Origin of the sequence: Algoriphagus aquatilis, assembly GCF_042657405.1 — a bacterium.
In the GTDB taxonomy this organism is placed as follows: Bacteria; Bacteroidota; Bacteroidia; order Cytophagales; family Cyclobacteriaceae; genus Algoriphagus; species Algoriphagus aquatilis.
Genome location: NZ_JBHSKS010000017.1, coordinates 15496 through 28489 on the forward strand (window position 1 = coordinate 15496; position 12994 = coordinate 28489).

General features: G+C 46.9%; 10 protein-coding genes. 2 read left to right on the forward strand and 8 right to left on the reverse strand.

The window, feature by feature from the left end:
• Positions 1–2: 2 nt before the first annotated feature.
• From ACFPIK_RS16280 to ACFPIK_RS16300, 5 genes are all read right to left on the reverse strand, one after another.
• Positions 3–1619, reverse strand: coding sequence for a hypothetical protein (locus ACFPIK_RS16280; protein ID WP_377917181.1), 1617 nt, complete (start codon positions 1617–1619; stop codon positions 3–5).
• 648 nt (positions 1620–2267) lie between these two features.
• Complete coding sequence (gene ygiD, locus ACFPIK_RS16285; protein ID WP_377917183.1) at positions 2268–3092, reverse strand: 4,5-DOPA-extradiol-dioxygenase; 825 nt, start codon at positions 3090–3092, stop codon at positions 2268–2270.
• 193 nt (positions 3093–3285) lie between these two features.
• On the reverse strand, positions 3286–3852 hold the full coding sequence (locus ACFPIK_RS16290) for a GNAT family N-acetyltransferase (RefSeq protein ID WP_377917185.1): 567 nt from the start codon (positions 3850–3852) through the stop codon (positions 3286–3288).
• Positions 3853–3894: 42 nt separating this feature from the next.
• A complete protein-coding gene (locus ACFPIK_RS16295; protein ID WP_377917187.1) occupies positions 3895–4365 on the reverse strand; it encodes a YehS family protein in 471 nt (156 codons plus the stop codon).
• A gap of 61 nt (positions 4366–4426) precedes the next feature.
• Entirely contained in the window at positions 4427–4804 is a 378-nt protein-coding gene (locus tag ACFPIK_RS16300) for a GxxExxY protein (RefSeq protein WP_377917189.1), read from the reverse strand.
• 181 nt (positions 4805–4985) lie between these two features.
• Between ACFPIK_RS16300 and ACFPIK_RS16305 the strand changes: the two genes are divergently transcribed.
• Both ACFPIK_RS16305 and ACFPIK_RS16310 read left to right on the forward strand, forming a co-directional pair.
• The gene (locus ACFPIK_RS16305; protein ID WP_377917191.1) at positions 4986–7157 is read left to right on the forward strand and encodes a B12-binding domain-containing radical SAM protein; all 2172 of its coding nucleotides are present in this window, start codon (positions 4986–4988) and stop codon (positions 7155–7157) included.
• Positions 7158–7916: 759 nt separating this feature from the next.
• Complete coding sequence (locus ACFPIK_RS16310; protein ID WP_377917193.1) at positions 7917–8492, forward strand: Pycsar system effector family protein; 576 nt, start codon at positions 7917–7919, stop codon at positions 8490–8492.
• Between the two features lie 200 nt (positions 8493–8692).
• On the opposite strand, the gene ACFPIK_RS16315 is transcribed toward ACFPIK_RS16310, so the two are convergent.
• The 3 genes from ACFPIK_RS16315 to ACFPIK_RS16325 form a co-directional block, all read right to left on the reverse strand.
• A complete protein-coding gene (locus ACFPIK_RS16315; protein WP_377917195.1) occupies positions 8693–9388 on the reverse strand; it encodes an SIMPL domain-containing protein in 696 nt (231 codons plus the stop codon).
• Between the two features lie 76 nt (positions 9389–9464).
• Positions 9465–12038 (reverse strand): cation-translocating P-type ATPase, encoded by a 2574-nt coding sequence (locus ACFPIK_RS16320; protein ID WP_377917197.1) that lies wholly within the window; start codon positions 12036–12038, stop codon positions 9465–9467.
• A 117-nt stretch (positions 12039–12155) separates the two neighbouring features.
• Positions 12156–12692: a DUF4924 family protein gene (locus ACFPIK_RS16325; protein ID WP_377917199.1), complete on the reverse strand. Its 537-nt coding sequence runs from the start codon at positions 12690–12692 to the stop codon at positions 12156–12158.
• Between the last annotated feature and the right edge of the window lie 302 nt (positions 12693–12994).

The following is a 12994-nucleotide window of genomic DNA, read 5'->3' on the forward strand; positions in this document are numbered from 1 at the left end:
GCTCAGTTGGCGGTTAGGTTGCGAAGGCTAGGGGTTTTTTCGAGGTGTTGGTTCACGGTGAGTCGCTTGCTTTGATCGAGAACAGGGACCTGTCCAATGTCACTTTGGAAAAAATGGTAGACGAGGATGGTGAGGGTTTTGTCTTTCAGTTTCATGTTTCGCAGGTCTTTGGGCAGGGTAGAGTAGCTGTTTTCCAGTAGTCTGGTGAAAAAGCCAAAGGAACCTTGCTCACTTCCCGTGCGGGCTTCTGCGGCGGAGACCAGGCAGGCAATGATGCGGAAGTCGCTCTCAGTAGCGAAGAATATCGAGCGAAACACTTGGTAGAGGGAGAAGCTGCCGCTGGGATTGCCTCTCAGGTCCCATCGGGTGTCTTCGGGACTTACCGGGGAACCGTCTTTTTGGATGCGTTCGATGGCTGTGGTGACGGCAAAGCCGGGTTCGTGCAGGTAGAAGTAGTGCAGCCTACCCTGATAGCCGGCGGCTTCAAAGCTTTTGCGGATATGGGTGTCTACATCACCGAGTCGCTCAGTGGCAGGTAGGAAATCGGGGATGGCGATTTTGGAGGAGGGAAAAGGAGCGACTTTGGGGAAGTAGAATTTTTCAACAGCGGGTTTGGGTTCAAGACCCATGCCTGCATTTTGAGATAAATCCAAGCGTAGGGTCTCTCCCGGTCTGAGTGGAAACTTTTTATTCAGCTTTTTACTCAGGTCATCGATATTTTTGGCTGAAAATTCGGTCCTGAAAAATTCATCTTTTGGAATATCCTGTCTATATAATCCAAACAGGTCGTTGAAGTTTAAAGAATCTTCAGGGTTGAATTGTACTCTCAATTTCGCCATTGAATTATGTAATTCTGGCCTCGAATCAACATGTTTAGCTTTTTTGGCGATGTAATCCAGCTGAAGATATTGGTTGATAAGGGCAATCCCTTGGGCCAATTCGTATCGCAATGTTCCTTTGGGATTATTCTTAGATGGGATTTTTTCTCTAGGAAAGTCGCTGTTTTCCAGTATTTCAAAATTGAGAGACATCCCATAAATCCCCACTAAATATTGAAGCGAGTCGAATTGGTAGTCTCCTTGGTTTTTGGCTTTGAAGTAAAGGCGCTTAAAATCCGGGTAGAGGTCCAGATTGACTTGCTTATTGAGGGAATCTTTCAACGAGGAAATGCCTTTCGTGAGCAGTTCGAAGTTCTCTTTGGTGACCCCAATGAGTTGGTAATATTCATTCCCCTTCCAATCCGAGGGATGGGAGGATTTCCAAATTTCATTCACAAGAGAATTCGCCGAATCCAACTGTGCTTTCCAATGGAGAAGTTGGGTGCGGGTGAGGGATTTTCGATTGACGAAGGAGTGTTTCGTTTCCAAAAATTGGAGTTGGGCCTCGCTGAGGAGGAGTAGGACCTCATTTTCTTGCCGAAATTGCTGGTTACTGATTCCCTTCAGTTCGCCCTCGAGGAAGGGCAAGATGCGAGCTACCCGTTCCGAACTCAGCGAGTCGAAGTATTCGACAGTCAGCGACAGGTTGATGTAAGACTGTGCCAGCGTGAGGGAGTCGTTGGCCTGGACACGCACTAGGCAAGAGAAAAAGAGAAGCAGGGAAAAAGCGATTTTTTGCATGAGCTGGATGAGCTAAAAGTGGATGAAGGACACCTGAATTCTAATCTATTGAGAATTTTCAAAATTCAGAATGGGGTGAAGGTGCTTGAAATGCCTGTACTTCAGGTGTTTTTGGAGAATAAAAGCCGTTTTTGAGGCGATTTAGGTGGATTTTTGGCTTTTGTAAGGCAAAAAATTGAATGACATTTTATTTTGAAAAAAATGCTTTTTGTTTCTATTGAGAATTGTGCTGGATTTTTGAATTCACCGCAGAGGCGCAGAGAACGCGGAGGAAATGGAGTTTTTAAGGCTCACCGCAGACCTGCCTGCAGTAGGCAGGGGCGCCAAGAACGCGGAGGGAAAAGAAAGTTCCTATTGAAATATTCACTAAATCGGTCCTAAGAAAGATCTTCTCTGCGTCCTCTGCGACTCCTCGGTGATTTTTTTGGAGCTGGCTGAAGACTGCATACAGAAAAGTCAAAGTCTGAAGACTTGAACTATCTAGGGACTTTTATTTCACCGCAGAGGCGCAGAGAACGCGGAGATTTTTAACTTTTCCAAAGTTCCAAACTTTGGAAAAGTTTGAAAGTCTACCTTAAACCTCTAAAAATGGGATTTAATACACTCCTTTTCCTCCGCGTCTTTGCGGTGAATAATTTATATGAAACACTAGCCGATTTTGACCGAGGTCATCGTCAGTGAACCCGCCAGGGCATGGTCATTAAACAGGCTCACCGATTCATCCCCTTCTTTTAGCGCCAAGGAATACAGCAAGGGCAGGTAATGCTCGGGTGTGGGAATTGCCAAGTCCCAAGCTCTTCCCTGAGCCCTGAAATTGATCAGGGTCCGATGGTCGCCGTTGAGGATGCTTGCGTTCATCTGTTCACGCGCCTCCAGTGCCCAGTCAAATCCGAAGGTCTCGTGGAGCCGACTCCATTCCACCATGCGCAGGTTGTGGACCATATTGCCGCTGCCGATGATCAGCACGCCTTTTTCCCGCAGGGACTTGATCTCTCTCGCCAGCTCATAGTGGTACTGGGCTGGCTTGCTGTAGTCGATGCTCAGTTGGATCACGGGGATGTTGGCCGCCGGATACAAGTGTTTGATCACACTCCAGGCGCCATGGTCGAGGCCCCACTTGTCATCCAAGTGTACCTCCGTCTGGGTGATCATTGCTTGGGTTTCTCGTGCCAGTTCGGGGCTGCCGGGTGCAGGGTATTGCACGTCAAAGAGCGCCTTGGGAAAACCTCCAAAGTCGTGGATTGTAGGCGGATGGGCCATGGCGGTAACGAAAGTCCCCTTAGTCTCCCAATGCGCCGAAATGCAGAGGATTGCCTGAGGGGTAGGGATGTCCTGGGCTACCTTTCTGAATCCTGCCACAAATTCATTTTCCTCGATGGCATTCATCGGGCTGCCATGTCCCAGAAAAAGGACCGGCATCTTTTGGGTTTTTCCCAAAGGAGCAGTCAGGTTAGATAGCTCTTGAAGTTTCATACCGGCTAAAGTTTAAAAGGGAGAGTGTCCTTGGCTAGAAAGTAAATCAAAACCGAGTGAAAAATGGTTCAAAAACACCGGTTTGGTTTTGAAGGTGAATTTTTTAGTGCACCGCAAACCTGCCAATCGGAGTGCAGGACTGCATTCAGATCAGTCCAAGCCTGCTTGAAGCAGGCAGGTCTGAAGACTTGAACTACCTGATACGATTGGCCTGCCCTGATTTCCATTCTTCTTTGGATAAGGAAAAGTGATATTCCTTTCCCCATTTTCCCTTAAAGAAAACCTCTTGTTCTACAATTCCTCCCCGTGGAAAACCTACGCGGGTAAGCATTGAAACGGATGCTACGTTTTCAGCGTCAGCCACTGCGATGACCTGCTGAACCCCGTACTCTTCAAAAAGAAAGTTCAAAATCCCAAGAAGGGCTTCTTTAGCGTATCCTTTTCTTTGGTGTAAAGTAGAAATAGTAATACCAAGTTCAGCCAATTTCGAATCTTCCAGATCCAGTTTTAGGGCAAAGTCACCGATCAAGGAATTGGTTTCTCGGACTTCGATTCCGTATTGAACCCATTCTCCGGGCATACCAAAATGGTAATTCGAATTTTCGAGGATAAATGCTTGAGCTTCCTCCTTAGTCATAGCTTCAAAACTCTGATAAAGTGCCACTTCGGGCATCTTTCGATACCTGAAAAAGTCATCGAAATCAGAAGTAGATAGCGAGCGGAGATGCAATCGGTGGGTTTCGATCGAAAGCTGATTCATGGGGTTTTATCGACTGTTGAACTAGCACTCAGTGTTGGATAATCAACCTTCGTCTTTTGGACGGAATTTTTGCTGCAAACCCATCAGGAAATTGCGGAGTACTTGGTCTTTACATTCCCGGTATTGGGGCTGGGTCGGGTTGCGGAAAAAGGCGCTGAGCTCGTGCTTGCTGAGTCGGAATCCTCGCAGGGCAAAGATGGCAAGCATGTCCTCGTCCTTGTAGTTGAGCGCGATGCGGAGTTTACGGAGGATCAGGTTGTTGTTGAGGGTCTTTTCGGGGACAGGCACTTCCTCACCTTTCAGTCCGCGATTCAGGATGATGAATCCGTTGAGAAAAGCCGCCAGGTCCTTGTCGTAGAGCTTTTTGAATTCTGGATCGTCTTCCTTTTTGAGCCACAGGGCGACTTCCTCTGCGAAGAGATTCACCCCGCCAAATCCGAAAATCTCGGACATCTTGTGGTCGTGAAAATGAAAGGTATATCTCAGGGTCCGGAGGATGTCGTTATTGCTCATAGGGCAAAGATATCATTCGCCTTTAAACTCACCGCAGAGGCGCAGAGGTCGCAGAGGATATTTAAAGATTATTGGCAATTCGTTTTACCCCATCGATAAGCCTCGTGGAATTAAAATTTATTAGTAAGCCAAGCCGTAATTGTGTTAGTTTTAAATAAGTAAGAAGCTGTGCGGTATGAATGCCTTCTAGTTTTTCCACAGATTTGATCTCAATAATTACTTTGTTTTCAACCAGCAAGTCGATCCGATATCCAGTCTCTAGATTAATCCCTTTGTAATACACAGGAAGAGGAATTTGTGATTTTATCTGAAAACCCTGGTCTCGTAATTCGTGAATCAGACAAGCTTCATAGCTACTTTCCAATAATCCAGGGCCGAGATGTTTGTGCACTTCAATGGCTGCCCCGATTACCTGAGATGAAATTTCATTTTCTAGCATAAAAGATAGGTTTAAATAAAAAACAGTTTAAATGAATATTTCTAAGTTAGTTAATATTCTTATGCCCGATAAGTCCTGAAAAATTGAATCTCAAAAATTTCTCTGCGTTCTCTGCGTCTCTGCGGTGATTTTTACTTTGCGGTGAATTCCCCGATCTTTGAAGCCAATAAATCCCGTACCCTTGTCCACCAAAGTTCTTCTCATCACCCCGCCTTTTACCCAACTCAACACGCCTTACCCGGCGACGGCCTACATCAAGGGGTTTTTGAATACACTCAGCGTGTCTTCCCGACAGGCGGACTTGGGCATCGAGGTGATCCTGAAGCTTTTCTCCAAAAAGGGACTTACCCAAGTATTTGACATCGCCTCTCAAAAAGCAGGCGAACTCTCGGACAATTCCGCCCGCATTCTCCGCATGAAGGCGAGCTACCTGCAGACCATCGGTCCGGTGATCGACTTTCTGCAGGATAAAAACCCAACTTTGGCTTACCATATTTCCGAAGGGAATTTTCTGCCCGAGGCCAGCCGTTTTGAGCAGTTGGATGACCTGGAGTGGGCTTTTGGGACCTTGGGTGTCCGGGACAAGGCGCGCTACTTTGCCACGCTGTACCTCGAGGATATCGGCGATCTGATCATGGAGGCAGTGGATCCGCACTTTGGCTTTAGCCGCTATGCGGAGCGATTGGGCATGTCGGCCAAGTCCTTTGACGAGATGGATGAGGCGCTCAAGCAGCCGATGAGCCTGATCGATGGGTTTCTTTTGGAACTCCTGGAAGAAAAAATCCAAGCCTACCAACCCGAGTCCGTCGCCTTTTCAGTCCCTTTTCCCGGCAACCTCTATGGCGCACTCAAGTGCGGACAATACCTGAAAAAGCACCATCCCCAGATCAAAGTTTGGATGGGAGGGGGCTTTCCCAATACCGAACTCCGCTCCCTGAAAGAGCCACGTGTTTTTGACTACGTGGACTTCATCACGCTGGATGATGGAGAGGCTCCGATTCAGTTGCTGCTCGATTATTTGGAGGGGAAAAGGCCTATCACGGAGTTGAAACGAACCTTTGTCCGCATCGATGGCCAGGTGAAGTTTATGAATAATTCAGCGGTGAAAGACCTGCCGCAACGGGAAGTGGGCACGCCGGACTACAGCGATCTGCCGCTGCGGGATTACCTCTCGGTGATCGAAGTGGCCAATCCCATGCACCGACTCTGGAGTGACGGGCGCTGGAACAAGTTGACCTTGGCACACGGCTGCTATTGGGGGAAGTGTACGTTCTGTGATATTTCCCTGGACTATATCGGTCGCTACGAACCCATCAATGCCTCCATCCTTTGTGACCGGATCGAGGAAATCATGGCTCAGACGGGTACCAATGGATTTCACTTTGTGGATGAAGCCGCTCCGCCCGCTCTGATGCGAGACTTGGCCATCGAGATCCTGAGAAGAGGCTTCGTGGTCGTGTGGTGGACGAATATCCGCTTCGAAAGCAGCTTTACCGCAGACCTCTGTCGATTGCTTCGGGCTTCGGGTTGCATTGCGGTATCCGGTGGTTTGGAAGTGGCTTCGGATCGGCTGTTGGCCTTGATCAAAAAAGGAGTGACAGTGGCTCAAGTGGCACAAGTGACGAACCATTTCACGGCTGCAGGCATCATGGTGCATGCCTACCTGATGTATGGCTATCCGACGCAGACGGCACAGGAAACCATCGATTCCATGGAGATGGTGAGGCAATTGTTTGAGATTGGGGTGTTGCAATCGGGTTTTTGGCATCGATTTGCGATGACCGAGCACAGTCCGGTTGGGCTCGATCCCAAGTCTTTTGGCGTGAAGCGAACCGACCTTACCTTGGGTTCATTTGCCAACAATGAGGTGGATTTTGTCGATCCTGTTGGGGTGGATCATGGATTTTTTTCCGAAGGACTGCGCAAGTCGCTTTTCAATTACATGCACGGCGTGGGCTTTGACATCCCGCTGAAAAACTGGTTTGACTTCAAGGTTCCTGCTACGACCATTTCCAAAAAATACATCCAACAGCAGATCGAAAATGCTGCTCCTCCAGCCTATAAAGATCAAAACCGCATTCTTTGGATAGGGTCACAGCCAGAATTGATGGAGGCGGAGGAAGGATATTGTGAGTTGATTTTCTCAGGAAAAAAGGAGGATTTCGCTGTCGAGCTCCCCCTCGAACTAGGCGAGTGGGTATGTTGGTTGCTGGCAACCGTGAGCTATACTGAGGACCTGAATACCCTCAAACCTATCCGTGAGCATTACGAGGCAGAGTTGGGAGACTTCGAAGAACTCGTAGAATCCGAGGTTTGGGAGATTCTTCGGGAACACGGGTTGTTGGTTTTTTAAAAGGGTTCGGGGTTACTGAGTTCGGTGTTCAGTAAGCGTCATCGCGAGGAGAAGATTACTGGCCTTTGGTTTTTTTCGGAATTTACCTTCGACGAAGCGATCTCCTTGAGTAACGCCAAATGATCGCTTCGAAACAGTAGTTTTTCTAATTGAAATTTAGCTTTCATTATGTTTTAATAAATATAAATTTGGTTTATTTTCTAATCATTTAATTTTCGAAACAAAAAATTGGAATCAGATGAGACAACTACTTGCATGATTAGATTCATTGAGACCTGATTTGGAAGCATTTTTTCTATTCGTTCTTTTGGCTTGACCCAAAAGAACCAAAAGGTCAAGACACAGCAAAGCTCCCACCGCACAGGGCCGGACGCTGGCTCGCTGCTGTGTCAACCCGCCCGCCCATCCTAACTGTGTTTAGTAATCAAAATGTGTCTAAATGAAAATGTAAAAAATCAGGTTTGAGTCCCATAATCCCGTCATGTATCTTTTATAGGTTCCAATTTTTCTAACTCGCGATGACGGTCGCACGGCATCACAAAGAGAAAGAGGGATACACATTGGTTATCCGGGGAATATGCCTTCACTTAAGCGATTTCAACGCTATTCACCCTTTAGTGATTATTTGAAATTTCAAAACACGTCCCTGCTTAAAACTCAGCATTCCTTGAATCAACCTGATTGGAAAATTCAGCTTTTGTGTAGATTCATGGAAGACGTGGGATAATTCTGTAATTTCCCATGATAAAACCCCAGCCCATGGAAGAACCTATTTTTGAGAGTAAGAAAGAAAAAGACAAGACCGAACGGGAAAGGCAGACCTTTTACCGCGTTGCTTTTCAAAATTACAGCAACCTGCTTCAGATCGCAGACAACAAAGCCAACATCATTATCAGCATCAATGCCTTGGTGATTTCTTCCTTGATTGCTTTGGTCAGCTACGGGTCAATTTCCAATCAGGTGCAGATGAACCAGCCGGTGATCTTTGTGCCGATTTTGATTTTTTTGGGATTGATTCTAACCTCTACTTATTTGGCAGTTCAGGTGGCCAAACCCAAAATCATGGGTAAATCCAAGGATAAAACTGAAAAAAACCAGTTTAGCATGCTCTTTTTCGGCGCAACTGATTTTTATTCCTACGAAGAATACCTTCAAGAAACACATCGGATGCTTCATTCCAGGCAGGAAATCCAGGATCAAATGACCCTTTCACTTTACTACCAAGGAAGGGTGCTTAGCCACAAGTATAAAGTGCTTCGGGATGCCTACACCGTTTTTACCTTGGCCTTGGCTTTTGGGGTGGTGGTCTTGCTGGCTAATCTGATTTTGGCTTAAACAAAAAGACCTGACAGGTTTCAAAAACCTGTCAGGTCTTGCTATTTTTTATTCATTTAGGTAGGGATAAACTGAACTTTGCCAGTCGCTTTCTACTAATTTAAATAATCCTGTATAGCGCTATTCCTTTGATTTCTTCGGTCTTCCATGCTTAAATCAAGAGAATATTCGTCTCCTTTCAGAATAGTGTATAATCTTTTTTAATAGGTATACTTCACAAACACCCGCTTGGTGATCGTCTCCTCGTCGGTTTGAATCAACATATTCGAAGATTCATCCATAGAAGCTTTGGCGCTCATCAGATACATGGGCTGTGGTCTAAATTGAGGTTCCACCGATACGTGAAACACCCGCAGTCCTTTCAGATTTAAGGTACTACCTATCAAGGTAGCTCTTGCTTCTGCATCTTTGAGCGCTTCGGTCAGCAGGGTGGTCTCCAGTGATTTGCGGGTGGCCTCGGCTACACCGAATTGCAGGTTGTAGCTCATGTCTCCGGCTTTTTGGATAGCATCCACGATTTTTTGAAGGTCTTCATTGGTAGCAGAAGTAACGATTCGTAGGTTTTGCCGAGCCACATAGCCACTGTCCTTCACGGTTCCATTTTGGTAGATTCGGTTGACATCCACGGAATAGTTATCAGCCACGAGTTTGTAATCCCTGATTTTCTCCTTTTTGAGAAGGTCAGCGAGGGCTTGTGTTTTTTTATTCAGAGTCGAGACAGCATCGTTTACTTTCAGCTTTTTTTCTTCCAGAGCAATGGAAAATACAGCTTCATCGGGTGCGACTTTTCGCTCCGCATAGCCCTCTACTTCTATGAGGGGGATTTGCTGTATCTGCTGAGCGGCAAGTGGGAGACTGAGTAAAAGCCCGGCGAGTAATCCAAAAATAGTCTTCATGTTTACATCAGTTGGTTTGGGTATAAGTAGTCAAAAGGTGAACCAAACTAGGTTTGGGTGTTGGAATTTATTCCGCTTAAGTTTTTTTAACAGGGAAGAAGCGACTGCGAACCCATTTTTCCACTTCCACCGCATGGAATACCACCAAGGCAATCGCGCCTGAAAACAGCAATTCCTCCAAGTCTAAAGGCTCGGTGCGGAAGATCGGATTCATAAAGGGCAGGTAAATTACGCCCAGTTGAAGCATAAAGGTAGCTCCGACTGCCAGGAGTAGGGGTTTGTTGCTAAGGAATCCCTGCTGGAAAAGAAAGGTTCGGTCACTTCTCACGGCTAGTACATGCCCAAGTTGGGAAAAGGCCAGAACTGAAAACACCATGGTCTGCCAGTGCCAACCGTTTTTGATCGCCCAATACTGGGTGAAAAGCGTCACCCCAGCCATCAGCATACCCACCCAGATGATGTGATAGCCTACCCCGTTGGCAAATAGGCTTTGCTTAGGAGGTCGTGGGGGTCGTTTCATTGCGTCTTTTTCAGCCCGTTCACTGGCCAAGGCAAGGGCAGGCAGCCCGTCGGTGACCAAGTTAATCCAGAGAATGTGGATGGGTAGGAGGGGATTTGGGAAACCCAAAAACGGAGCGAGACCGATCGTCCAGATCTCAGCCCCATTACAGGTCATGATGTACTTGACGAATTTGACGATGTTGTCATAGATGCGTCGGCCTTCTTTGACTGCTCTGACGATGGTGGAGAAATTATCATCCAACAAAATCAGGTGTGCCGCTTCTTTGCTCACATCGGTGCCTGCAATTCCCATGGCCACGCCAATGTTTGCCGCTTTGAGGGAAGGTGCGTCATTGACCCCGTCGCCGGTCATCGCTGCAAAATGCCCTTTTTGCTGAAGGGCCTGAACGATTCGGAGCTTTTGCTCGGGCGCTACTCGGGCGTACACCGTGACTTGTTCGACCTGCTGCGAAAATGCTTCGTCGGAAAGATTTCCCAATTCTGCTCCAGTGAGCACCAAGTCCCCTTTTTTCCAGATTCCTACCGCTTCGGCGATCGCTCGGGCCGTAGCAGGATGGTCACCTGTGATCATGACAGGATGGATGCCGGCTGTTTTACACTCCGAAATGGCCAATTTGACTTCTTCACGCGGAGGATCGATCATTCCGACTTTTCCATAAAAGTCCAAATCTGACTCCAATCCTAACCAGTCCGCTTCAGGAGGGAGATTGGATAGGATTTTTCCTGCGAAAGCCAACACCCGCTCGCCTCGATTCGCCCAATCTTCGGCACTTTGGTGAAGCTGTCTGGCTTGATCTTTATCCTTCAGAATGGAGGAAATGGCTTCAGGTGCACCTTTGCAAAGCATCAGGAATTGGTTTCCTACTTGATGGAAGGTGCTCATCCTTTTTCTGCTGGAATCAAAAGGGACTTCTCCCACTCTGGGGTAGTTTTCTGCCAAGTTTTGGTATTGTGTCGAGGTAAGTTCTTGCAAGATGCGTTCGACCAATGCCACTTCGGTGGATTCTCCCTCCGGTCTTCCTTTTTTGTCCAAGTGCACATCGTGACAAAGCCCAAGCCCGAGTTGGAGGTTGGAAAACTCGGAGGAAATGGGAGCCTGGTGAAAGGCTTCCGTCTCCGTGACGGTCATTTTATTTTGGGTCAGCGTACCGGTCTTATCGGTACAGATGTAGGTGACCGAACCGAGGCTCTCCACGGCGGGAAGCTTGCGAACCAGTGCTTTCTTTTTGGCCAACCGACCGGCACCTAGTGAAAGGGCAATGGTAATCAAAGCGGGCAAGGCCTCCGGAATGGCTGCTACAGCCAAACTCACTGATAGCAACAACACAGGCAAAATCTCCTCTCCTCGGGCAATCCCCGAAGCGAAAAGTACCGCACAGATGCCCAGAATGATGACCGAGATCACTTTTCCAAAGCGCTGCATACGCTGCTGCAAGGGAGTCACGGGTGGGTTTTCCTGCAGGAGACTGGCAATTTTTCCGATTTCGGTGCTCATACCTGTGGCTACGACTAGCCCATTAGCTCGGCCATTGGTGACGAGTGTGCCCTTGAAGGCCATGTTGAGCTGATCTCCTGGATTGAGATTTTCTCCTTCCAAAACACCATTTTGCTTGTCAATGGGAACTGATTCTCCTGTGAGAGAAGACTCGTCAATTTTTAGGGAAAAAGTGTCGATCAACCGCAGATCGGCGGGGACCATGTTTCCGGCTTCCAGGGTCACCACATCTCCGGGAACCAGATCTCTGGAAGGAACTGTGATAAGCTGACCGTCTCGGAAGACCTTGGTTTGCGTTTCGGTGAGTTTTTTGAGCGAGTCCATGGCCTTTTCGGCGCGGTATTCCTGAACGAACCCCAAGACGGCATTGAGTACAAGAATGACCAAAATGATGATCGTATCCGTCAGGTCTCCGACAATTCCTGAAATGACAGCAGCTGCCGCCAAAATCAGGATCATGAAATCCTTGAATTGAGCCAAAAAAAGTACCCAAGCCGGTTTTTTCTTTTTCTCTTGCAGGGCGTTTGGGCCGAATTTTTTCAGTCTTTCTTGGGCTTCAGATTGAGTTAAACCGTTTTTGGAGGTTTCAAATTTCGCAAACAGGTCTTCAGGAAGCTGTTGGTAAAAAGCCATTTGGAGGAAGTGATTTTTCTAAAAATACAAGTTATCAGGCAGGAAACCCTGACTTTCTGATGAAAATAAAATACAGTAAAAAGATTGATTCCTGAAGAGAATCAACTCGAATCTCCTTCAATTCCGCTCCACCAATTCTTGCTGGTAAGCCAGGTTAAGCAAACTCAATACTTCTCCAAAGGCTTCAGCGGCTTTGAGTTGGTCATCACTTACTTTTTTACCGAGCAGACGGCAGAGGAGCAGTCCATAGATTCCGTTGAGACAGATTTGAATTTCGTTTCCGGGATTTTCTCCGTTGGCTGTCAAGATCGATTCCAGGATATGCGGTTTGGCTTGGTGATAGGTTTCAAAGTAAGACTTGTCCGTTTTAAGTAATCGGTAGTGGAGTTGAAGCAGGTGTTCTACCAGATCATTGAGTTCCTGCAGATGTCCTTTTTCCAAGATTCCTTCGCTATTCATTTTGCCAAGCAGTCCTTCAAACCATGCTGTAATCTGTTCCTTTTCAGCCTCATTCACAGGGTAATGTGCAATCACATACTGTCGGATTTCCTCCATATTTCCCTGAAAGGATCGAATCAAATCTTCCATTTGATACAGGTAAATGAGGTATTCTCCGATGTTTTGGGATTTTTTCTTTTCGGCAACAGATTGCATGGGAAATGGGTTGATGAGGGAGCAAAGGTAGGAAATGATGGAAATAAGGTAGAATTATAGGTGAAATACACTAGAAATACAGTAGAAAAACAGTGGAAATAAACCTCGCTGCGCGAGGTGAAATAAGCTTCGCAAGCTACCATAGATAAGCTTATTGAGTTGCTTTATTTCGCCGCAGGTTTATTTCATTTTGCGAAGCAAAAGGTATTTCTATTGTATTTCGTTTGTATTCATTTCGCCTTAGGGGTATTTCTCTTTGCGTAGCAAAAGGTATTTCCAGTGTATTTCTGTTAAAATCACTT